The organism is Actinosynnema sp. ALI-1.44 (assembly GCF_001984155.1).
Taxonomy (GTDB): Bacteria; Actinomycetota; Actinomycetes; order Mycobacteriales; family Pseudonocardiaceae; genus Kibdelosporangium.
Map to the genome: position 1 here is coordinate 53455 of NZ_MTQO01000024.1, position 21605 is coordinate 75059.

The window sequence follows — 21605 nt, forward strand, 5'->3', positions numbered from 1 at the left end:
TAAAGAAGCGTCACTCCCCGTCTCGTGACTTGACCACGTCGACGGGAACCGCCTCGGCAGCCTGCCCGGAGTCCGGCTGGTCCTCGGGTTCCGGCTTCATATGCAAGTTCCGGAGCAGGACCATGATCAAGATTCCGGAGACCGCCACCACGGCGGCGCTGATGCCAGCGGTCACCTGCAGGCCGTGGGTGAACGCCTGGCGGGCGGCGGCGAGCAGGTCGACGCCGAGCTGACCGGACAGTTGCCCAGCCGTTGCCATGGCACCACCGAGTGTGTCCTGTGCGGCTGTCGTCGCTTCGGGCGGAACTCCAGCCGGAACGACGTCGGCGACGTCACCGCGATACACAGCCGTGCCGATGGCGCCGAGCACCGCCAAGCCGAGCGCCCCGCCGAACTCCTGGCTGGTCTCCGAGATCGCCGACGCCGCGCCTGCCCTGTCGGGTGGAGCGGCGCTGACGACGAGGTCTGTGCTCAGGACGCTGCCCGGGGCGAGGCCGATCGCGAAGACGATGGACCCGGTTACGACGATCGCGAGTCCGCCGGTGGCGTCAACCTGGGTGAGCATGCCGAACCCGGCGGCAGCGATCACCATGCCAACGCCCATGGCGACGGACGGCCGAACCCACCGCACGATGGTCGAGGCCAGCATGACGCCGACGATCAGCCCGCCGACCATGGGCAGACCCCACAGCCCAGCCGACAATGGCGACAGCCCAAGCACCATCTGCAGATACTGCGCGATGAAGAGGTTCAAGCCCATCATGATGAAGCTGCCGATCATCATGATCGCCAACGATCCGCTGAAGGCGCGGCTGGCGAACAGGTTCAGGTCGAGCAGTGGATCAGCGAGCTTGCGCTGCCTTCGGACGAACCCCGCGCCGATGACCAGCCCGACCACGATGAGCAGCGCGGCCAGCCAGTCTGCTCCGTGCTCGGCGATGTCCTTGATGGCATAGATGACCGTCAGTACTGCGACAAGCGACATTCCCGCGCTGATCAGGTCCACCCGGCCCGCCTTTGGATCGCGGTATTCCGGCAGCAGTATCGGTCCCACCACCAGCAACAGCACCATCACCGGTACGCCGAGCAGGAACACCGAGCCCCACCAGAAGTTCTCCAGCAAAGCACCGCCAACCAGCGGTCCTATCGCCGCGCCGACCATGAAGCTGATCATCCACGTCCCGATGGCGACCGAGCGCTGCGCCGAGTCGTGGAACATATTGCGGATCAGCGCCAGAGTGGAGGGCATCAGGGTCGCTCCGGCCACCCCAAGCAGCGCGCGAGCCGCGATCAGCAATTCGGCGCTGCCCGCGAACGCGGCGAGCATCGAGGCGCCACCGAACGCGGCGGCGCCGATCAGCAGCAGCTTGCGCCTCCCGATGCGGTCACCCAGGGTGCCCATCGTGATCAGGAAGCCGGCCAGCAGGAACCCATAGATGTCGGTGATCCACAGCAACTGCGAACTGCTGGGTTTCAAATCTGCGCTCAGCGACGGCACCGCCAGGTGCAGAACGGTCAAATCCATGGAAAGGAGCAGGGTCGGCAGCGCAAGCACCGCTAGCCCAATCCATTCCCGTCGCCCAGCGCGGGCTGGGATCTCTGACGTCATGAGAGCTCTCGTCTCAGTAGTGTCGCGCAGATTGCCGAAACTCGTCACCGGCAAGATCAAAAATGACAGAATCTCAAGCGCGACCAAGGTTCGAGGTCGCCGAAACTTGAAGTTGTAAAACCATACTAGCACCCCTGAGCAGCGACGACCCTGAAATTATCGGCCAGCTTCCGGTCTTGCCCCCGGGAGCCTGGTCAGCCGCGGTGCAATGCCGTCAATTTCTCCAGCATCGGAACGAGATCATTCGGGCTCGGCGTAGCCAGTGAGTCCTCGTACAGCGATATCGCACCATCGGTGAACGAGGGCTCGGTCAAGATCTGGATGAGCTGTTTCCGCACCGCGTCCGCGGAGAACCCGACACTGTCGACGACAAGGCCCGCGCCACGATCGACCACATATTTCGCGAGATCGTCGTAGTCGGCGCCGTCCTCGAGAGAGATGAGCTGCGGCACCTTGTTCGCCACCGCGGCCGCGAACGTCCCGGTGCCCCCGTGGTGAATGATCGCCGAGCAGGTCGGCAGCAGGAGGTGCAGTGGCAAGTAGTCGACCACGCGCACGTTGCCGGGGACCGTGCCCACCACGGCGAGCTGTGTGGCGTTCAACGTGGCCACGACTTCGATGTCCATGTCCGCCACCATGTCGAACAAGTCCGCGAGCGGAACATCGGTTGCCTGGAAGAACTTCCGCAGAGCCAGCCCCAACGTCAGGCATACCCGTGGCCGCTCCGGCTGCCGCCACAACCATTCCGGAATTGCCGCCGATCCATTATAGGGCACCGAGCGGATCGGGATGGAACGCAGGTCGAGCGGCAGGCGCATCCGGGTCGCCATCGGGTCGATGGTCCACTGACCGATGAGCATTTCCTCGTCAAATTCGTCCCCGAACCGCCGCAGCGTCGGTGCCATCAACGCCGCCATCACATCCTCGGTCAGGTCCGACCCCTGCTCGTTGAGCTTGTCCAGCAGTTTCACCCTGATCCATGCGAAGTCGTCCAGTCCCCAGAGGAAACGGGCATGCGCGGCACCACACGCACGTGCGGCGATCGGCGCGGGCAGGAACAGGGGATCCCAGATGATCAGATCCGGCCGCCAGCCACGCGCGAAGTCGACGAGGTCGTCCACCAAGGGCCGGTGCTCAGGACCAGGCGGCTCGGCTGGGTAGTACATCGAGAACGCGGACAGCAGGTACTGCCTGTCCGACTTGCGAAGGCGACCGAGATCGCCGGAAAGCGCGTCGACGACGATCCGGCGCGCTTCATCGTCGCCCTGCACGATGGCCGCGATATCCATGGTCTCGCCCACCGAGACCGCTGTCAGGCCGGTGGTGGTGATCGCATCGACCATGTCCGGGTGGCTGGCGACGCAGACCTCGTGCCCCGCGCCCCGCAGCGCTCCGGCCAGCGGAACGATGGGATAGAGGTGCGATGTCGACGACACGACCGTGAACAGCACTCGCATCATGATTTCCCGTCGGGTAGTTGTCGCGATGTGCCGTGGTCGTCGAGGCCGGCCAGGTGCTCCCGGCGCCGGTGGTCCACGGCCTTGCGGAGTTCGTCGGCCACGGTGTGCACGTCCGTGTCATCAAGTCCTTGGTGCAGTGGCAGCAACAGGGTGGCGTCCGCCGCCGAATCGGTCGCAGGTAGCGCACCAGCCGCGCGGTAGGCGGGCACTTTGTGCAATGGGGGGTAGCGAAACGTCGTGTAGATGTCGTTGGCGAGGAGATCGGTGGCCACCAGGTCGCGGATTGCCGGGTCCAGCTGCACCCAGTAGAAGTAGTGGGAAGTGCGGTGCCCGGCGGGCAGGGACGGCAGCGTCCGGATTCCGGGCACCCCGGCCAGCAAACGGTCGTACAGCTGGACGATCTCGCGGCGCCTGCTGACGAACCGCGGCAGCCTGCGCAGCTGCACGGAGCCGATCGCGGCGGTCAGGTCGTTGCCGATCAACCGGCGGCCGAAGTCCTGGACGTCCAACTCCCACCATCGGGCGGACACCTTGGCGGCGGCGAACCCGTTGGCTTGCTCGAGACCGTGGTACGCCAGCCGCCGGGCTCGCCGGGCGAGCTGACCGTCCCGCAGACAGAGCATTCCGCCGTCCCCGGTGACCAGTATCTTCATCGCGTCGAAGCTCCACACCCCGATGTCTCCGAAGGTCCCGCACGCTTTGCCGCCGACCGAGGAGGCCACCGCGCAGGCGGCATCCTCGATCAGGGGGATGCCCCGATCCCGGCAGAGTGCGGAGATCGCGGAGATCTCACCGGGATAGCCGCCGTAGTGCAGCACGAGCACGGCCTTCGTCCGCGACGTCAGCACGCCTTCGACATCGGTGACTGTCGGGTTGAGGGTTCTCGGATCGACGTCGCAGAACACCGGTTGGGCGCCGGTGGCCGCGATCGCGTTCCCGGCGGAGACGAAGCTGATCGACGGGAGCACCACCTCGTCCCCTGCACCGAGCCCGAGCAGTTCGCCTGCCAGGAACAACCCGGCGGTGGCCGAGGCGATGAACAGCACATTTTCCGGATCGACCCCGAGATGTGCGGCGAATTCCGCTTCGAATGCCTTGGTTCGCGGTCCATGACCGGGCCAGTTGCTGTCGAAAACCTGAGATACGGCGTCGAGTTCCTCCGCGCCGAGCATTGGCTGAAAAATGTTGAGCATTTCTCTCCTCAGTCGGGATGCCTTGCCTGCACGGCCGGAATGGGCCATTCGGCCAGTAACCCCCTGGCTCGCGCCTTGGCGACACTTGTCGCCCCGGCGTCCTTCGCAGACATCAGCGGTGGTTCCCTGAAGCCCCACGGAAGGGCCAGCTCAGGGTCGAACGGGTCGATGTCGATCTGTGTACCCGGAACGTGCACGGTGGACAGTACGTAGCAGACACACGTGCGGTCCTCGAGCGCGAGGAAACCATGGCCGACGCCTTCTGGCACGAAGACCGAGCTACCTGACGCGGGATCGAGTCGCGTGATCGCGTGGCGGCCGAACGCAGGCGAACCCACCCGCAGGTCCACCACGACATCGTGAACGGCACCACGCACGCAGCTCACGTACTTGGCCTGCCCCGGCGGGACAGTGACGCTGTGCAGCCCGCGCAGGGTATTACGCCTTGACGTCGAGTAGTTGATCTGGCGCGGCGTGAACGGCCTGCCGACCGCGCACTCAAGCACGTCGGCGCGTAGCCCCTCGTAGAACACTCCGCGCTCGTCGCGGAGTTGATCGGGGGTAATGACGAACGCGCCGGGAACGACGGTCTCGCTCACTCTCACCTTTCGGTCCTCTCTTCCCGGTCGTGACCGTGATCAGCGGGCGGCGGCGAATGGCGAGTGGTCATGTGCGAACTCGGTGATGGACTTGATGATGTAATCGATCATCTCGGTGCTCAGCCCCGGATATACACCAACCCAGAATGTGTCCGCCGTTACCACGTCGCTGTTGGCGAGGTGGCCGGAGACGCGGAACTCGGCGTTCGCATACGCGGGATGGCGGGTCAGATTACCGCCGAAGAAACGCCGGGTGGAGATGTTGCGTGATTCCAGGAACGCCACGAGATCCTTGCGCGTGTATCCGGCCGAGGGCAAGACGGTCAGCACGAAACCGAACCAACTCGGATCCGCGCCCGGTGTCGGTTCGGGCAGCAGGAGGCCGGGCACGCCATCGAGTTCCGCGCGCATCCGACGCCAGTTCCGGCGGCGTACCTCGCCGAATTCGTCGACCTTCCGGAGTTGTGTCACGCCCAGTGCCGCCTGCAGGTCAGTGGACTTCAGGTTGTAGCCGACGTGGGAGAAGATGTACTTGTGGTCGTAGCCGTGCGGTAGCGTGCCCAGTTGCTGGTCGAACCGCTTGAAGCACTTGTTGTCCTCACCCGGTTCGCACCAGCAGTCCCGGCCCCAGTCGCGGAACGACTCGACGAGTCTGGCCAGCGCGAGATTGTTGGTGACCACGCAACCGCCCTCGCCCATGGTGATGTGGTGGGCCGGGTAGAAGCTGACGGTCGCCAGATCGCCGAAGGTTCCGGTGAGTTGACCCCGGTAGCGGGAGCCGACAGCATCGCAGTTGTCCTCGATGAGGAACAGCCCGTGCTGCTCGGCGAGGTCGACGATTTCCTGTGCCGCGAACGGATTGCCGAGCGAATGAGCCATCATGATCGCCCTCGTGCGTGGCCCGATCGCGGCCGCGACCCTGTCCGGCGTGGTGTTGTAGGTGCCGAGCTCGATATCCACGAACACCGGGATGAGACGATTCTGCAGGATGGGGTTGACCGTTGTCGGGAAACCCGCGGCCGCGGTGATCACCTCGTCGCCGGGCCGGAGCTGGTGTTCCTCCAGGCTCGGCGACGTCAGTGCACTCAGCGCGGCCAGGTTCGCCGACGAGCCTGAATTGGTGAGGTGGGCTTTGCGCAGCCCGAAGTAGCGCGCCAAGCCGCGCTCGAAGCGGCCCGCGCTGAAGCCCGCGGCGATGCGCATATCGAGTGCCGCTTCTACCAGCGCGATGCGGTCATCGTCGTCGAGCACCGCGCCCGACGCCCATAAGGGAGTCACACCAGGGACGAAGTCCGGCTGATTTACTCCGCGATGGTACTCTCCCGTCAGCTGGAGAATCTTGTCCTTCATGGTATTCACTTCAACTCACCTTTCCTTGCACGTCAGCCGCCGACTTCCGAGTCGATGGTCATAACCACGCGACATAACACGAATTCCGCTGGAGCGACCTCCAGGCTGGCGACCGCCGCCTGACCTTCGGCGATCCTCGGAGCTGCCATGTAGCGATGGAAGGCGGCTTCATTCACCCATTGCGGGTAGTTGACGAAGGTCTTGCCGTCAAGGCTGATATATGGCGTCGCAGAGATGAATCCAGGGAAATCGCGTTTCCACTCACCGGACTGGACCAATAGGTCGACCATCGCACTGGCGGACTCGTGCCCGGCCACGTGCCGCGTCGCGACCGCGACGAATCCTGGCGGTTCCGCTGCAGCGGGGCCGTCCACACCAGCGGCTCTGGTGCCGCCGAAGGTCGTCGCCGCGGTGACCTCGGGTCTGTTCGCAAGGCTGCCCAGCGCGCCCCTGCCCGGCCCGGCCTTCGTCGAATTACTGTGGTCTGCCGCGCTGCCCCACTGGCCACAGCTCACCACGGTGGTGCCGTCGACGCCGAGGTGCACGCGGCCAGTGACGAAACCGGCAGTGTGCCGAGCATGATCCCGCACCTCACCTACCAGGATGTCCGCCAGCACACCTGCCGTCTCGGGACGATCCACCCGTAGCGTCTCGAAGGTAAAAAAATCAGGCCCCGCGCTGCGCGCGTGTGCTGATGTCATGAGACCGTCCATCTGGTGTCCTTTCTCCGCTTGACGAAACCGGCAAACGGCCGCGTGGGAACAGACCAGTGAGTGCGACCAACAGGCCCGCCACCCCGGCGGCGATGATCAGCAGCAGGGCGGGGCGATAGCCTGCCGAGACCGCATCGGCCGACGCTCCCTCCGGTGCCTCGTTGGCAACGAGCAGCGCCGCCACCAGCGCCAACATCACTGCGCCGCCCAACTGGACCGCGGTCTGGTACGCCCCACTGGCCATTCCCCGCTCTGCTGTGCGGATCCCTGCGATGGCCTGCACGTGCAATGGCGAGAAAGCTAGCAGGAAACCCAAGCCCACCAACAGCATCGTCGGAAGGACGTCGGCGGCGTACGTCGACGGTGTTCCCGCCGACAGCCACAGGATGTATCCGGCAGGAGGAGCGGCCGCACCAAGAGCGATGAGTCGCGCGGCACCGAAACGGCCGACCATGCGTCCGGAAAAAGGGGCCGCGAGCGTCAGCAGCATACTGGCGGGCAGGATGGCCAGCCCCACTTGCCATGGCGTCCAGTCCAACAGCGACTGCAACTGGAAAGTGCAGACGAGCAGAAAGCCCCAGTACGCACCATTGAGGGCGGCGGCACCGAGAGCCGACCGCATCAGTGCGCGGTTGGTGAAGACACCGAACCGCACCAGAGGCCGCGGCACCGATCGTTCGATGACGACGAACCCCGCCGCCAGCAGCGCGGTGAGAGCGAAAGCACCAACCGTGCGCGGATGACCCCACCCGATTTCCGGTCCGGTCACGATCGCGTGCACCAAGAGCAGCATCGCGGCGACGAACGTGCCCGCGCCGGCAAGATCGTACCGGCGATCGGTGTCCTCGCCAGGCTTGTCCCTCGGGATGAGCCGCAGGCCGAGCGCGAACAATGCGATGGCAACCGGGACCGGAAACAAGAATGTCCACCGCCAGCTCACCTGAGTGAGCGCCCCGGACAGCAGCAGCCCCAAGGAGAAACCACTGGCGCCGAAGAGAGAGTAGATCGACATCGCCCGGTTGCGGGCCGGGCCCTCTCGAAACGTGTTGCCGATGATGGCAAGCCCGGTCGGCGCCGTGAGAGCGACGCAGAACCCCTTGACGAAGCGAGTGGCTGTCAGCAGCGCGCCGTTGTCCGCCAACGCGCCAACCAGCGAAGCGGCCGCGAACACCAGCAGCGCGATGAGATACATGCGGCGACGGCCGAGCAACGCGACGACCCGCCCACCGAAGAGCAGCAATCCGCCGAACCCGAGCGCGAATCCGCTCATCGTCCACTGCAGAGCGGCGATTCCGAGGTTCAGGTCGTCGCCGATCGAGGGCATGGCCACGATCACCACGGAAACCTCGAGCGCGTCCAAGAGCATGTTGCCGGAGAGCACGAACAGCAGACCCCAGAGACGAGGATCCCAGCGCACGGGCGCAGGTGTGGCCGTCACCTGTTTCGCTGTCATCTGTGTCCACCGCCGTAACTGGTCGCTGGGGGAGGCCGGGCGCAGTCGGCCCCCACCTTGGTTCGCAAATGCCGTCCCGCCATCAGCCGAGCAGCGAGCCGCCGCTGGCATCGATGAAGGCACCGGTGATCCAGCGGGCGTCATCAGAAGCCAGGAAAGCCACTACGTCACCGATGTCCGTCGGCTCGCCGACCCTCCCGAACGCCGACAGATTCGACATGAACGCCACGGCGTCCGGGTTGTTGAAGATCTCGCTGCCGTTGTTGGTGACGCCGGGCGCCACGCTGTTGACGGTGATGCCTCGCGAACCGAGGTGCTTGGCGTAGTGCAGGGCGATCATCTCCACCGCGCCCTTGGTCATCGCGTACGCCACTTCCTGAGCGTTGGAGACCCGGGTCAGCCCGGACGAGATATTGATGACCCGCCCGCCGTCCGGCATGACCGACAGGGCGCGCATCAGAATGAACAGTGGTGCTTTGGCGTTCACTGCCATCAGACGGTCGAACAGTTCCGGTGTGACGTCCTCGGGCGCCACTCCGCCCATGATGCCCGCGTTGTTCACCAGGATGTCCAGCTCGACCCGTCCGCCGTGCTCTTTGAGGCCCGCCTGAACGCCGTCGAACAGCACCTCGACGTCGCCCGGCACGCCCAGTTCGGCCTGGACAGCGAACGCGCGGCCGCCTGCCGCGACGATAGTCTTGACGGTCTGCTCGGCCGCCTCGGAATTGGTCGAGTAATGCACGGCGACGAGCGCGCCGTCGCGGCCGAGCCGCTCGGCGATCGCCCTGCCGATTCCCCGGCTCGCGCCGGTGACCAGTGCGGTTTTGTTCGTCAACCTGTTCACTTTTTCCTCGTTCCTGTTGGGGAGTCTTCCGTGTCCGCCGCCGGTGCGCCGAACCAGCGGTACAGGGCGGCTTGCATGTCTGCCTCGCTGTCGTCTGTCCAGGCAATGTGGCCGTCCGGGCGCACGAGGACGGCAGCGGCTCCGGACAGCGCACTGTCCGGCGCTGCCCGAGCCCGCACTGTCCGGATCCGGTCGCTCCACTTCATCGCTGCCGGGTGCAGGCCCGCCTGCCGGTTGCTGTCGTTGGAAAGGTCGAGCAACAAGCCACGAGCTGAACGCAGCAACAAGGTCGTGGTGGTCCGGCCGAATTCGGTCGTCAGCTCGCAATCCGGCAACCGGGCGCCCAGCAGGGGATGCTCGCCGGGGCCGACCTGGTAGCGAACGTCAAGGCCGCTGACCATTCCGGCCAGATGCCCGCGCGCTTCGGGACCGTCAAGCAGCTCACCGAAGACCGTGCGCACGGCATCCACCTCGCTGCCACCGAGCAGGAGGATGGTCTGTGCCTCGACGTTGGTCAGGACGCGCGCACCGACCGGGTGCCGCTCGTCGTGGTAACTGTCCAGCAGCCCGGCAGGTGCCCAGCCGCGTACCTGTGCGGCCAGCTTCCAGCCGAGGTTCACCGCATCCTGCAGGCCCAGGTTGAGAGCCTGACCGCCGACAGGCATCTGACGGTGTGCGGCGTCGCCCGCCAGCAGCACCCTGTCCCGGCGATAGTGGGTCACCTGGCGGCTGGCGTCGCCAAACGCGTCGACCCAGATCGGCCTGCCGCCGCTGATGTCCTCGCCCGTTGTCCGTGCCCATGCGTCGACGACCTCGGCGAACTGCGGCGTTCCGGTGCGCGGGCGAACCGGACGGCCGAACTCGTGCACCATGACACGGGTGACGTCATCGCTCCGCCTGGCCGCGATGGCAAGTCCATTCTCGCATCGCTGGAAACGCCGGTTCGGTATGTCGATGCCCGCCACGTCCGTCCGGAGCAGCTCGCGGGTCGCTTCAGTGCCGGGGAAGTCGAATCCCGCCAACAGCCGGACGGCGCTCTGTTCACCGTCGCAGCCGACCAGATATTTCGCGCACAGCCCGACCGGCCCATCGGGTCCGTCGGCCTCGGCGTCGACCCGGTCCGGCCCCGCGGCCAGCTCCCGCAACTCGTGCCCGCGCCGGATGTCGGCGCCCAGATCGGACGCCCACGCCCCCAGCATCGCCTCGGTACGGTACTGGGGAACCTTCCAATGTCCCGCGTGGACACTGCGGAGCCGACTCATGTCAAGGGGAAGCCCACCAAAGTGACCCACGTCTTCGCGCCTTGTCTCACCCAGACGCTCAAGCAGCCCGCGCTGGTCGAAGATCTCCACGGTGCGGGTGTTCAACTGCGAAGCCCGGGATTCACCGGTCGGTGCGGACAGCCGCTCCACCACGACTACCGTCACCCCGCCGAGCCGCAACTCACCGGCCAGCAGCAGACCGACCGGGCCCGCGCCGACGACGACGACGTCGGTGTCCACGCGCCGCACGGTCATCGCCGCGATTCGGCGTATTCCTTGGCGTGGGCCAAGGTGGCCAGGCTGTTGGTACCCAGCGCGGTGCGGACGAACTTCCTGGCGTCCTCGACGTCTGCCCCGGCACCGAGGACCTCGGCGATGTTCGCTTCGTTGATCACCACGGTGTGGCGGGAGGTCACCTCGACACCGCCCTCGTTCTCCACCAGCAGCCACTGTCCGGTGTGCAGCGTCATCAACGCGGGCACCTGGGTCTGCTTGTAGGCGATCTTGGTGTGCGGGAAGCACACACGCACCGACTTGGTGGTGTGCACGGAACCGTCCTTGGTCCGCGTGTCCATCGCCAGCACCTGCAGTCCCGGGGTGTCCTCGGACAGGGAGACCTTGACGACGTGGGACAGCCGCTCCTGCCACAGCTGGGCGTCGTTGATGAAGTCGTAGACGTCCTTGCCCGATCCGTTGACCTGCAGGGTGTCGTCGAAAGTGAGGGAAAGGGCCGGTGCCCCGGCCGCCAGCTCAGCGTTGGACTTCAGCGCGGCGAGTTCGGATTCGCTGTTGAGGTCCACCGCCTTGTCGATCCAGTCGAGCTTCTTCGGATCGTCGTCGACGGCCCGGAACACGTGCAGCAGGCGAACCCGTGACTCACCGGCCGAGATCGGCTCGATCACCCAGGCGCCTGCCATCGCACCGACGGGCGGCTGGGACACCTCCTGGCGGAACTCGACGCACAACGCCTCCGGGTCGAGCACCCGGCGAGACGTCCAGGTCTTCGCTTCACCGTTGGCGGTGGCCCAGATCTGGATCCTCTCCCCGGTGTCGCCGCGTTCGAGGTATTCGACGTGCACGCTGGGCGGGAACATCCGCGGCCAGTTCGCCACGTCGGCGATGAGCTGGTAGACCACTTCGGCAGGCGCGCGCACCTTGATCTCGTGCTCCACGTGCCGAGTACCCGGCTGTGACATGCTGTCCTCCTTGTCCAGGTTGCTGAGCCGGTCGCGGCTCAGAAGTTGCCGAGGCCACCACAGACGTTGACGGCCTGCGCGGTGACCGACGCGGCGATGTCGGAGACGAGGTAGCCGACCATTCCGGCGACCTCCTCAGGGGTGGAGTAGCGGCCGAGCGGGATCTTCGACTGGAAACGCGTGAGGATGTCGTCCTCGGAGGTGTCCCATGCCGCCGCGTAGCCCTGCCGGACCCGTTGTGCCATCGGCGTCTCGACATAGCCGGGGCAGACGGCGTTCACCGTGATCCCCGTCTTGGCCAGTTCGTTGCCCAACGCCTTGGTGAAGCCCACGACGCCGTGCTTGGACGCCGAATACGGAGCGCCGAGCACAACACCCTGCTTGCCCGCGGTCGACGCGATGTTGACGATGCGTCCCCATGACTGCTCCCGCATGCCGCCCGTGCTCAGCACGTCTCGGGTCATCAGGAACACGCTGTTCAGGTTGGTGTTGATGACGTCGAACCACAGCTCGTCCTCGATGTCGGCGGTAACCCCGCCGCCACTGCGACCCGCATTGTTGACGAGGATGTCCACCGGCCCGTAGCAATCGGTGGCGGCGGTGACGAACGCACGCACCTCTTTGGCCGACCGTACGTCGCAGGTGATGCCCTGAACCTCCAATCCGTCTTGCCTGAGATGCTTGATCGTCAGTTCCAGACTGTCCGCGGTGCGTGCGCAGATGAACACTTTGTTTCCCCGGCCGGCAAGGTCTTTCGTCACTGCGAGACCGATTCCGCTGGTGGCGCCCGTGACGACCGCGACCCGCCGACCATGATCCGACATGTCTTCTCCTCTGAGTGTCTTCGTTGTTTCGGGCACGGTCAGGCAACGCCGGGTATTTTGTCCACAATGGACTTTTCTGGGCGCTCGCGGAGTATCCGGTCCACCAGGGCCGTGTTGTGATCACCGGCCCGGAACGCGGGATGGTCGATCACGCCACGCAGGAAGTCGGAGGTGGTGTGCACACCGGGGCCACGAACCCGGAATTCAGCCAAAGCACGGTCCATCCGGTCCAGTGCTTCCGGTCGCGACGGCGCCCAGGCCACCACCTTGGCCAGCAGCGAGTCGTAGGACGCCGGCATCCGGTAACCGGCGTAACCGTGGGTATCGACCCGCACGAACGGCCCGCCCGCGGGAACGAACTGCTCCAGCAACCCCGGTGTGGGTGCGAAATCGCGCTCGGGGTCCTCCACGTTGATCCGGCATTCGATCGCCGCGCCGCGCAGCACGATGTCCTCCTGCCGCAGCGCCAGCCTCTGCCCGGCGGCGATCCGGAACTGTTCCTGCACCAGGTCGACACCTGTGACCATCTCGGTGACCGGATGCTCGACCTGGATGCGGCAGTTGACCTCCATGAAGTAGAAGTCGCCTTCGGGGCTGAACAGGAATTCGACGGTGCCCGCCCCGACGTAACCGGCCTCGCGCACGCCGCTGACAGCCGCCTGTCCCATGCGGTCGGCCATACCGTCCGGCAATCGCGGCGCCGGGCTCTCCTCGACGAGCTTCTGATGCCGCCGCTGCACCGAACAGTCCCGCGCGCCGAGGTGGATCGTGTTGCCGAACTGATCGGCCAGCACCTGGATCTCCACGTGCCGCGCGGTGGGCAGGTAGCGCTCGACGTAGACCCTGGAATCACCGAACAGTGCCTGCGCGCCCGCCTTGGTCTCCAGATAGGCGGCGGCGAACGCGCCGGTCTCCGCCACCACCCGCATGCCCCTGCCGCCACCGCCTGCCGCGGCCTTGATGATGACCGGGTAACCGATGTCGTCCGCGATCCGATTCGCTTCCTCGACCGAGTGCAGCGGCTCCAGGCTTCCCGGCAGCATCGGCAGTCCCGCTCGGGCCATCAGCTTTCGCGCCGCTGTCTTGTCACCCAGCCGCGCGATCACCTCGGACGGCGGGCCGACGAAGACGATGCCGTTGTCCCGGCACACTTCGGCGAAGTCGGGATCCTCGGACAGGAAACCGTAGCCGGGGTGGATGGCATCGGCGCCGGTGCTCAGCGCCGCCTCGATGATCGCCGGGATGTTCAGGTAACTGCGTTTGGCAGGCGCCGGGCCGATCTGGATCGCCTGGTCGGCGCAGGCCACCACCGCCGAGTCGCGGTCCGCGGTCGAGTACACCGCGACGACCCGGATGCCCAGTTCCCGACAGGCCCGTGCCACCCGGAGCGCGATCTCGCCTCGATTGGCGATCAGCACCTTGCCGAACATGACTGCTCCGTCCTCACGCCGTGTCGTCCGGGGCGAGCACGAACAGGTTCTCGTCGTACTCGACGGCTTGTCCGTTCTCCTTCAGCACCTCGATGATCCGGCCGACCTTGTCCGCCTCGATCGGAATCATCAGCTTCATCGCCTCGATGATGCCCACCTGCTGACCTGCCACGACTGTCTCGTTGACGCAGACGAACGGTCTCGCGCCGGGTGTGGCGGCCGAGTAGAAGACGCCGACCGTGGGCGCGGTCAGGTACCGCACGGTCGAGTCCGCGGGTCCGGCGCGCGGTGGCGGGGTCCCGGCGCCCGGCTCGGTCACCGCGGCGCCGACTGCCGGCCTCTTCTCCCATTTGACCTCGACGGACACGTCGCCCGCCTTGACCAGCAGCTTCTCCGGCTCGGTCCCGAACTCGGCTGCCAGTTGCACGGCGTTGCGGCTGACCTGGTCCATGAGGTCGCTGCGTTCCTGGGCCGCGTCGGTGCCCGGACAGTCCAGTTCGAGCTGTTTCGCCAGTCTCTCGACAAACTCCCGGTCGAGATCGCGCGGGTAGCTCTGAGTCACGACTCCTTCTCTCTGTCCACTCTTGCTCCGGTCACCTCGGCTGTGCCGAACGATCGGAATCGGGCTCGGCGCCTCGCCACCAGCGCCACACCATCCATTCCGGACAGTCGACGTAACGCGCCGAGCAGTGCGGTCCGCACTCGTTGGGCGGCCAGTGGATGGTCGGTCTGGTTCCCGCCCTCCGGCTCAAGCACGACGCCGTCGACGATGCCAAGCCGGAGGAGCTGCCGCGCGTCGATCCGCAATGCCTTGGCCGCAGTGGGAGCCATCGCGGGGTCGTTCCACAGGATCGCGGCGCACCCTTCCGGACTGATCACCGAGTAGACCCCGTACGAGCAGATCAGGACCTCGTCGGCCACGGCGAGCGCCAGCGCGCCGCCGCTCCCGCCCTCGCCGGTCACCACGGTGACAACCGGCACCGGCAGGCATGCCATCAGCCGGATGTTCTCCGCGACGGCCATGGCCTGGCCGTGCTCCTCGGCCTCGATTCCGGGGTGCGCGCCGGGAGTGTCGACCAGGGTGACCACCGGCAGGCCAAGCTTGGCGGCCGTCCGCATCAGCCTTGCCGCCTTGCGGTAGCCGTCTGGGGTCGGCATCCCGTAGTTGCGGGCGGTCAGTTCGGCGATCGTGTGCCCTTTCTGGTGACCGATCACCATCACCGGCAGGCCGTCGAGCCGGGCCATTCCACCGACGATGGCAGCACATTCGCCACCGAGCCGGTCACCGTGCAGTTCCTCGAAGTCGTCGAACGCCCGGCTGATGTAGTCCATGGTGTTCGGCCGGGCGAGATCGCGGGCTATCCGGACGTGCTGCCACGGGTCGATCTCCGCGAGCTGGTCGTAGTCGCGCACCACGACGTCCGACTCGCCAGCGGCAGGCTGGGACCGCTCGACACCTCGCCCCGGTATCCGTTTGCCACCGATCGACAGCAGCCTGCCCAGCGTGGCCCGCAGCGCACCACGCGGCCGGATGGTGTCGACAAGCCCGTTCTCGAGCAAGAACTCCGCGGTCTGGAAGCCCGGTGGCAAGGTCTGCTTGATCGTCTGCTTGATCACCCGGGGACCCGCGAAGCCCAGCCTGGCACCCGGCTCGGCGATGATCACATCGCACAGCGTGGCGAACGACGCCGCGACCCCGCCGTAGGTCGGATCGGTGATCAGGGAGAGGGTGAGAACGCCTGCCTCGTCGAGCCGGCCGATGGCCTGGCTGGTCTTGGCCATCTGCATCAGGGAGATCGCGCCTTCCTGCATCCGCGCACCACCGGACGCGGACACGATCAGGAGCGGGACGCGCCGGTCCAGCGCGAGCTCGGCGGCTCGGGTGATGAGCTCGCCGACGGCCGCACCGAGGCTGCCGCCAAGGAAACGGAAATCCATCACCGCGGCGATCACGGGTTCTCCGAGGATGGTTCCCGACGCGAGCAGCACGCCCTCGGCAAGGCCGGTGTCGGTGCGCGCCTTGGCCAACCGGACCGGATAGGGTTTGCTGTCGGTGAATCCGAGGATGTCGACGCTGCGCGCGGGCACGTCGAGCAGCTCGAGATTCGCCTCGTCGAAGAGCAGCTCTATCCGCCGGGGCGCGGTCAGCCGGTGATGGCTGCCACAGTCGGGGCACACCCGCAGGTCACGCGACATGCGCTTGCCGTAGATCATCGCCCGGCACTGCGGACAGATGATCCAGTCGGCGTCCTCGGTGATGCGTCGGCCCAGCGCTTCGGTCATGGTTGACGTTCCCCTACTCGCTCGTGCCGTCGTTGACCACCTTGAGCAGCCCGCGCGGTGTCACGGCGACGCTCGCGGCGTCGTCATCGAATGTGATGTCGAACTCGCGCGTGACGCGCGCGGCGGTTTCCAGTAACGCCAGTGAGTCGTAGCCCAGCTTCTCGAACTCGGTGTCGAGGATGTCGCCGCCGAGGTCGACGTTCTCGTCGGCGCCGGCGCCCTCCTGCAGGATGCGCTTGAGATCCTCGATGGTGACTTCGAATTCGATCATTACGGTGTCCTTGTCCTCGGTGTTGAATTCCGCCGCCAGGCACGGATCCGGCTATCGCGGGGCCCGGACGACCACTGCGGAGTTGAAGCCGCCATGTCCACATGCGACAACCAGTGCGGCTCGCACCACCGAGGCTCTCGGCTTGGTGAGCACCAGATCGAGTTCGTACTCGACGGACAGTGAGACGTTCGTGGTCGGTGGCACCACTCCGTCCCGGATGGACAGCAGGGCGGCCGCGATGTCCAGCGACGCGGCCCCGGAACACAGCCGGCCAACCATCGTCTTGGGTGCGGTGACCGGAACTGCCCGCGGCCCGAACACCGCGGTGATCGCGGCGGCCTCGATGCGGTCGCGTTCCGGCATCGCCGCGGCATCGGCGAAAACCACATCGATCTCGCCGGGTTCCATGGCGGCGTCGGTGAGCGCGAGCTCGATCGCCCGCCGCGGCCCCCGCTCCCGGTCGCTGCCCGGTTTCGGGTCGAACGTGGCTCCGTACCCGGCGATCTCGCCGTAGACCGACCGCGCACCACGGATTCGCGCGGCTTCGGCGTCCTCGAGGATGAGCAGCGCGCCACCTTCACCCGGCACATGCCCACGCGCCTCGGTGTCGAACGGAAGGTATGCCCTGTCCGGTTCGTCGCTGGTGCTCAACCTGCCGGTGGCCAGATGAGCGACCCAGCCCCACGGGCAGATCGAACCGTCCACACCACCGGAGACGATCAGTTTGCTGCCGTTGCGGATCTGCCGCCGCGCCTGCCCGACCGCATCGAGGCCACCGGCCTGGTCACTGACGACAACGCTGCCGGGACCGCGCATACCGTGGCGGATCGAGATCTGACCGGTGTTCACCGCGTAGAACCAGGCGAAGGACTGGTAGGCACTGACGTACCGGCTGCCCTTGCTCCACAGGTTCCGCAACTCGTTCTGGCCGAACTCGAAGCCGCCCGACGCGCTGGCGGTGATCACGCCCATCTCGAACTCGGCCAGTTCGTCCGGCCGCACCCCGGCATCGGCCAGGGCCCACTCGGCGGCGACGAGCGCGAGCCGGGTCATGTGGTCGGTCTGCGGGATCAGCCTGCTCGGCAGGTGTTCCCGTGCCACGAAGCCCGGCACCTCGCCGGCCAGCCGGGCAGGGTACGGACTCGGATCGAACCGGGTGATCCGCCCGATACCGTTGTGGCCCTTGAGGGTCGCCGCCCAGTAGTCCGCCGCTCCGAGTCCGTTGGGCGCCAGGACACCGATCCCGGTCACCACTACCGGGGTGGTCATGATGTGCTCCGCCCGGCTCGGGTCAGCACCATCGCGCTCTGGAACCCGCCGAACCCGCTGCCCACGGTCAGCACCGTGTCGGTGTGCCATTCGCGCGCGGTGATCGGCACGTAGTCGAGATCGCATTCCGGCTCAGGGGTGTGCAGGTTCGCGGTCGGCGGCACGACATTGTGTTCGATCGCCAGCACGGACGCGGCGATCTCGATCGAGCCGATCGCACCGAGGGAATGGCCGATCATCGACTTGATGGAGCTCACCGGTGTGCGGTAGGCGTGTTCGCCGAGGCTGCGCTTGAACGCCGCGGTCTCGTGCCGGTCGTTCTGCTTGGTGCCCGAGCCGTGCGCGTTGACGTAGTCGATGTCCTCGGCGCTCATCCGCGCCTCGTCCAGCGCGACTCGAACAGCCTCGGCCAGCTCCCGGCCGTCCGGCCGCAGCCCCGTCATGTGGAACGCGTTGCACCGGGCGGCGAAGCCCGCGATCTCCGCGTAGATGTGGGCGTTGCGACGCTGGGCACTGTCCATGTCCTCCAACACGAACACCGCGGCACCCTCACCGAGCACGAAACCGTTGCGGGTCCCGTCGAACGGCCGCGACGCGTGCTCAGCGTCGTCGTTGCGCGGAGTCGTCGCCTTGATCGCGTCGAAACACGCCACAGTGATCGGCGAGATGGGCGCGTCCGTCGCACCGGCGATCATCACGTCGACAGAGCCGTCCCGGATCAGCTCGCATGCATGGCCGACGGAATCCAGGCCGGAGGTACAGCCGGTGGACACGACGATAGCCGGCCCCTCGGCGCCCACCGCCCAGGCGATCTCGGCAGCGAACGAGCTCGGCACGAAGTGGTTGTAGAGGTGTGGCACCACGTACTCGTGATCGACCAGCTCCAGCCTGCCGTCGTCGCTCACGACCCGGTATTCCTCCTCAAGGCCCATCGTGGCGCCGACCGCGCTGCCGATGGCCGTCCCGACCCGGCAGGGGTCCAGCTCGGTCAGTTCCACACCGCTGTCACCCACCGCTGCCCGGGTGGCGACCACGGCGAGCTGCGCTGCGCGGTCCATCCGCCGGATTTCCTGCTGGCTCAAGCCGTGCGCCGCCGGGGCGAAATCAATCTCGGCCGCGACCCTCGACCGGAATGGCGAGGGATCGAAGAAGGTGATTGTCCTGGTCGCCGTCCGGCCATCGCTCAACAGGCTCCAAAATTCTTTGACGCCGACACCACCCGGCGCCAGTACGCCCACACCGGTAATGACTACCCGGCGCCTCATCGTAAAGACGGCGTCGAGTGATAGAAGCGGTGAGCCATCGCATCGGCGGGAGAACGCCAGGTCTCCGGGTCATAAGGATCGATGAAGGGCTGCAGATCGGCACTGATGCCAACAAAGAGCGGATGCGATTTCGCCTGCTCTATCGGCTCGCCGCCGTCCGTGTCGAAATCCTGGAGATGAAAGTACAGGCCCTGGTACGAGAACAGTTGACGACGTCTCGTCCCCATCAGCCGAGGCATTTCGGTGGTATCGAACCGACCGAATATCCGGGCGACGTCGTCGCGCGAACCAGCAGCCATCCGTGCCACGATCAAGGTGCTGTGCATGCTACTTCTCTCCTCCGGGAGCGACGCGCGGCGAGCCGAACCAACGGTGCAGAGCCGCGGACAGCCCGCCGCCGCCCGGCGCCGCCCAAGCCACATGGCCGTCCGGTCGGACCAGGACCGCGTCGGTGGTCACGAAGATGCTGTCGGGGCCGATCGCGTGGGGAGCTGCGGTGATCACATCCACCCGATCCCCCCATCCCGCCGCGGTACGGCGCAACTCGGCGTTGTCGGCAAAGTCGATGAGCACACCCCTTGCCGGACGCAGCAGCTCGGTGCTGCTGGTTTTGCCCGTATCACCCACCAGTTCCTGATGCGGCATACGGAAACCCAGCAGCGGGTGCTCGCCGGTGTCCATGGGGTAGTGAATTTCCAGACCGCTGACCATGCCCACCAGGTGGCGGCTTACCTCGGCATAGCGAATGAGCTCGGTCATGACGTCACGCAGTGGCTGCACGTCGTCGCCGCTGAGGAACAAGAGTCCTTGCGCCTGGGTGTTCATCAGCAGCCGGACCCCCACCGGATGCCGCTCGGCGTGGTATGAGTCCAGCAGGCCGGGAGGCGCCCAGCCCTGCACGTCGGCAGCGAGCTTCCAGCCGAGATTCACCACGTCCTGAATGCTCGTGTTCATCCCCTGCCCACCGGCAGGCAGGTGAATGTGCGCCGCGTCGCCTGCCAGCAATATCCGTCCGCGACGATATTCCGTCACCTGACGGCAGGCGTCACCAAAGGCACTGGCCCAGAGCGGCGTGCCGCCGCTGATGTCCTCCCCGGTGAGGCGCTGCCAACCGGCGGCCACCTCCGCGAAGGCGGGCGGCTCGGTGCGCCGCCGCGGGGGCCGGTCGCGTTCACAGACGACGATCCGCGTGACGCCATCGCCGAGCGGACCAGCCATGACCATGCCGTTGGGCTTGGTCTCGCCTGCCCAGCGCGGACGGATGTCGCAGTCCTTCACATCGGCGATGAACATCTCAAGGGTCGCTGCCGTGCCAGGAAAATCGAACCCGGCCGTCTTCCGCACGGTGCTGCGGCCACCATCACAACCCACCAGGTAAGAAGCGCGCAGGCGGTGCGGGCCATCCGGCCCGTTGACATCGACCTCGACGCCATCACCGTCGTCGGCCAGTCCGACCAGCACATGGCCACGCCGGATGTCCGCGCCCAGCTCAGTGGCCCACTCCGCCAGCATCGCCTCCGTGTGGGCCTGCGGCACGCCCTTCCCGCCGAAGTGGGCGCCGTCGAGCACGCCGAAGTCCATCGGCAGGCCACCGAAATGCCCGACGTTGCTGATTTCTATCTCGCCGAGCCGTGACAGCAGTCCGCGCTGGTCGAACACCTCCATCGTTCGCGCGGTGAATCCCAGCCCGCGCGACTCCCCGGTCGGCTCTACAAGGCGTTCCACTACGATCACATCGATTCCCGTGAGCCGCAGCTCACCGGCGAGCATCAGGCCCGCCGGGCCGGCACCCGCGACAATCACTGCGGCGTCCATGCGTCTCTCCTTGGCCGTCGTCCGAGAACTGGCATTGGTTGGCTGCGTGGGCCAGATCGAGCTGGAACTCCCTGTGGAAGTCCGGCAGATGGCTCCCTGCACAGGAGGCCGCTCCACACCACACCGAAGGATGGACCAGTAGACTGAAGGTCTGCGCCCTGCGCCGCTGAAGCCTCGCTGAAGTCGGTGGTTCCTTGTCGCGCCGAACTGATTACGCGACGTACAGCCGCTTCAGCGTCACGGTGTCGATGTGGAAGAAGTCGATCGCCAGCAGGCTGTCGGCCTGGGCTCGCAGGAAGGTGCGCCAGGTCTCATCCCGGCGTGTCGATGGCGGGATCCCGCTGGCGCGCAGGATGTTGCGGATGGTGGATGCGGCGATCCGATAGCCGAGGCGGCGCAGCTCGCCTGGATGCGAACCACGCCCCAGGACCGGTTCTCCTCGCCAGGCGCACGATCAGCGCGGCCAGTTCATCGCTGATCAGTGAACGCCCGGCGGTTGCGACTGTCGCCACCACGCGGCGATCAGCTTGCGGTGTCAGCGCAACAACGTTCCCGGCGTAACTGTCCGGTGGATGCGCAGGGCCTTGGGATGCATCCGGGCCTGCCCGGCCAGGACCGCGCGATCCGGCCAGGACAAGCGCGGTCTCGGGTTGTTCCGTCGCAGGACAGCGACATCGTGGCGCAAGGCGAGTATTTCCGCATCCTTCGACGCCGACGACCGGGCGAACAGGGCAAGCCAGGACAACACCTGACTAAAGGTTGTCTCGTA

General features: G+C 66.5%; 20 protein-coding genes. 1 reads left to right on the top strand and 19 read right to left on the bottom strand.

Annotation, left to right across the window (positions count from 1 at the left end; translation table 11 throughout):
* Positions 1-10: 10 nt before the first annotated feature.
* The 19 genes from ALI144C_RS02345 to ALI144C_RS02435 form a co-directional block, all read right to left on the bottom strand.
* Positions 11-1609: an MFS transporter gene (locus ALI144C_RS02345; RefSeq protein ID WP_076985321.1), complete on the bottom strand. Its 1599-nt coding sequence runs from the start codon at positions 1607-1609 to the stop codon at positions 11-13.
* 194 nt (positions 1610-1803) lie between these two features.
* Positions 1804-3066, bottom strand: coding sequence for an activator-dependent family glycosyltransferase (locus tag ALI144C_RS02350; RefSeq protein WP_076985322.1), 1263 nt, complete (start codon positions 3064-3066; stop codon positions 1804-1806).
* Positions 3066-4262, bottom strand: coding sequence for a DegT/DnrJ/EryC1/StrS family aminotransferase (locus ALI144C_RS02355; protein WP_076985323.1), 1197 nt, complete (start codon positions 4260-4262; stop codon positions 3066-3068). The genes ALI144C_RS02350 and ALI144C_RS02355 overlap by 1 nt, the downstream gene beginning before the upstream one ends.
* A gap of 8 nt (positions 4263-4270) precedes the next feature.
* Entirely contained in the window at positions 4271-4861 is a 591-nt protein-coding gene (locus ALI144C_RS02360; RefSeq protein ID WP_237773923.1) for a dTDP-4-dehydrorhamnose 3,5-epimerase family protein, read from the bottom strand.
* Between the two features lie 39 nt (positions 4862-4900).
* Entirely contained in the window at positions 4901-6211 is a 1311-nt protein-coding gene (gene rfbH / locus ALI144C_RS02365; RefSeq protein WP_076985325.1) for a lipopolysaccharide biosynthesis protein RfbH, read from the bottom strand.
* A 32-nt stretch (positions 6212-6243) separates the two neighbouring features.
* The gene (locus ALI144C_RS02370) at positions 6244-6924 is read right to left on the bottom strand and encodes a putative quinol monooxygenase (RefSeq protein ID WP_076985326.1); all 681 of its coding nucleotides are present in this window, start codon (positions 6922-6924) and stop codon (positions 6244-6246) included.
* Positions 6878-8377, bottom strand: a complete 1500-nt coding sequence (locus tag ALI144C_RS02375; protein ID WP_076985327.1) for an MFS transporter — start codon at positions 8375-8377, stop codon at positions 6878-6880. The genes ALI144C_RS02370 and ALI144C_RS02375 overlap by 47 nt, the downstream gene beginning before the upstream one ends.
* A gap of 82 nt (positions 8378-8459) precedes the next feature.
* Positions 8460-9221 (bottom strand): SDR family oxidoreductase, encoded by a 762-nt coding sequence (locus ALI144C_RS55200; protein WP_076985328.1) that lies wholly within the window; start codon positions 9219-9221, stop codon positions 8460-8462.
* Positions 9218-10738 (bottom strand): FAD-dependent monooxygenase, encoded by a 1521-nt coding sequence (locus ALI144C_RS55205; RefSeq protein WP_076985329.1) that lies wholly within the window; start codon positions 10736-10738, stop codon positions 9218-9220. The genes ALI144C_RS55200 and ALI144C_RS55205 overlap by 4 nt, the downstream gene beginning before the upstream one ends.
* Complete coding sequence (locus tag ALI144C_RS02390) at positions 10735-11679, bottom strand: aromatase/cyclase (protein ID WP_076985330.1); 945 nt, start codon at positions 11677-11679, stop codon at positions 10735-10737. The genes ALI144C_RS55205 and ALI144C_RS02390 overlap by 4 nt, the downstream gene beginning before the upstream one ends.
* A gap of 38 nt (positions 11680-11717) precedes the next feature.
* Entirely contained in the window at positions 11718-12503 is a 786-nt protein-coding gene (fabG, locus tag ALI144C_RS02395; RefSeq protein ID WP_076985331.1) for a 3-oxoacyl-ACP reductase FabG, read from the bottom strand.
* Between the two features lie 38 nt (positions 12504-12541).
* Positions 12542-13933, bottom strand: a complete 1392-nt coding sequence (accC, locus tag ALI144C_RS02400; protein ID WP_076985332.1) for an acetyl-CoA carboxylase biotin carboxylase subunit — start codon at positions 13931-13933, stop codon at positions 12542-12544.
* Positions 13934-13946: 13 nt separating this feature from the next.
* Complete coding sequence (locus ALI144C_RS02405) at positions 13947-14495, bottom strand: acetyl-CoA carboxylase biotin carboxyl carrier protein (protein ID WP_076985333.1); 549 nt, start codon at positions 14493-14495, stop codon at positions 13947-13949.
* Positions 14492-16216: an acetyl-CoA carboxylase carboxyltransferase subunit alpha gene (locus ALI144C_RS02410; protein ID WP_076985334.1), complete on the bottom strand. Its 1725-nt coding sequence runs from the start codon at positions 16214-16216 to the stop codon at positions 14492-14494. Before ALI144C_RS02410 ends, ALI144C_RS02405 begins: the two co-directional genes overlap by 4 nt.
* A 13-nt stretch (positions 16217-16229) precedes the next feature.
* A complete protein-coding gene (locus tag ALI144C_RS02415) occupies positions 16230-16487 on the bottom strand; it encodes a phosphopantetheine-binding protein (protein WP_076985335.1) in 258 nt (85 codons plus the stop codon).
* Positions 16488-16538: 51 nt separating this feature from the next.
* Entirely contained in the window at positions 16539-17756 is a 1218-nt protein-coding gene (locus ALI144C_RS02420) for a ketosynthase chain-length factor (RefSeq protein ID WP_076985336.1), read from the bottom strand.
* Positions 17753-19021 (bottom strand): beta-ketoacyl-[acyl-carrier-protein] synthase family protein, encoded by a 1269-nt coding sequence (locus tag ALI144C_RS02425; RefSeq protein ID WP_076985337.1) that lies wholly within the window; start codon positions 19019-19021, stop codon positions 17753-17755. The genes ALI144C_RS02420 and ALI144C_RS02425 overlap by 4 nt, the downstream gene beginning before the upstream one ends.
* Entirely contained in the window at positions 19018-19347 is a 330-nt protein-coding gene (locus ALI144C_RS02430; protein ID WP_076985338.1) for a TcmI family type II polyketide cyclase, read from the bottom strand. The genes ALI144C_RS02425 and ALI144C_RS02430 overlap by 4 nt, the downstream gene beginning before the upstream one ends.
* Position 19348: 1 nt before the next feature.
* Positions 19349-20836, bottom strand: a complete 1488-nt coding sequence (locus tag ALI144C_RS02435; RefSeq protein ID WP_076985339.1) for an FAD-dependent monooxygenase — start codon at positions 20834-20836, stop codon at positions 19349-19351.
* A 572-nt stretch (positions 20837-21408) separates the two neighbouring features.
* On the opposite strand from ALI144C_RS02435, the gene ALI144C_RS55210 reads away from it, so the two are divergent.
* Entirely contained in the window at positions 21409-21588 is a 180-nt protein-coding gene (locus tag ALI144C_RS55210) for a hypothetical protein (protein WP_168211149.1), read from the top strand.
* Positions 21589-21605 lie beyond the last annotated feature (17 nt).

Bases quoted from the DNA above. Each gene is read 5' to 3' on its own strand.
- ALI144C_RS02390 (WP_076985330.1), bottom strand. From the start codon at position 11,679: ATGTCACAGCCGGGTACTCGGCACGTGGAGCACGAGATCAAGGTGCGC.
- fabG (WP_076985331.1), bottom strand. From the start codon at position 12,503: ATGTCGGATCATGGTCGGCGGGTCGCGGTCGTCACGGGCGCCACCAGC.
- ALI144C_RS02345 (WP_076985321.1), bottom strand. From the start codon at position 1,609: ATGACGTCAGAGATCCCAGCCCGCGCTGGGCGACGGGAATGGATTGGG.
- ALI144C_RS02350 (WP_076985322.1), bottom strand. From the start codon at position 3,066: ATGCGAGTGCTGTTCACGGTCGTGTCGTCGACATCGCACCTCTATCCC.
- ALI144C_RS02375 (WP_076985327.1), bottom strand. From the start codon at position 8,377: ATGACAGCGAAACAGGTGACGGCCACACCTGCGCCCGTGCGCTGGGAT.
- ALI144C_RS02370 (WP_076985326.1), bottom strand. From the start codon at position 6,924: ATGGACGGTCTCATGACATCAGCACACGCGCGCAGCGCGGGGCCTGAT.
- ALI144C_RS55205 (WP_076985329.1), bottom strand. From the start codon at position 10,738: ATGACCGTGCGGCGCGTGGACACCGACGTCGTCGTCGTCGGCGCGGGC.
- ALI144C_RS02355 (WP_076985323.1), bottom strand. From the start codon at position 4,262: ATGCTCAACATTTTTCAGCCAATGCTCGGCGCGGAGGAACTCGACGCC.
- accC (WP_076985332.1), bottom strand. From the start codon at position 13,933: ATGTTCGGCAAGGTGCTGATCGCCAATCGAGGCGAGATCGCGCTCCGG.
- ALI144C_RS02420 (WP_076985336.1), bottom strand. From the start codon at position 17,756: ATGACCACCCCGGTAGTGGTGACCGGGATCGGTGTCCTGGCGCCCAAC.
- ALI144C_RS02410 (WP_076985334.1), bottom strand. From the start codon at position 16,216: ATGACCGAAGCGCTGGGCCGACGCATCACCGAGGACGCCGACTGGATC.
- ALI144C_RS55210 (WP_168211149.1), top strand. From the start codon at position 21,409: ATGCGCAGGGCCTTGGGATGCATCCGGGCCTGCCCGGCCAGGACCGCG.
- ALI144C_RS02415 (WP_076985335.1), bottom strand. From the start codon at position 16,487: ATGATCGAATTCGAAGTCACCATCGAGGATCTCAAGCGCATCCTGCAG.
- ALI144C_RS02430 (WP_076985338.1), bottom strand. From the start codon at position 19,347: ATGCACAGCACCTTGATCGTGGCACGGATGGCTGCTGGTTCGCGCGAC.
- rfbH (WP_076985325.1), bottom strand. From the start codon at position 6,211: ATGAAGGACAAGATTCTCCAGCTGACGGGAGAGTACCATCGCGGAGTA.
- ALI144C_RS02435 (WP_076985339.1), bottom strand. From the start codon at position 20,836: ATGGACGCCGCAGTGATTGTCGCGGGTGCCGGCCCGGCGGGCCTGATG.
- ALI144C_RS02425 (WP_076985337.1), bottom strand. From the start codon at position 19,021: ATGAGGCGCCGGGTAGTCATTACCGGTGTGGGCGTACTGGCGCCGGGT.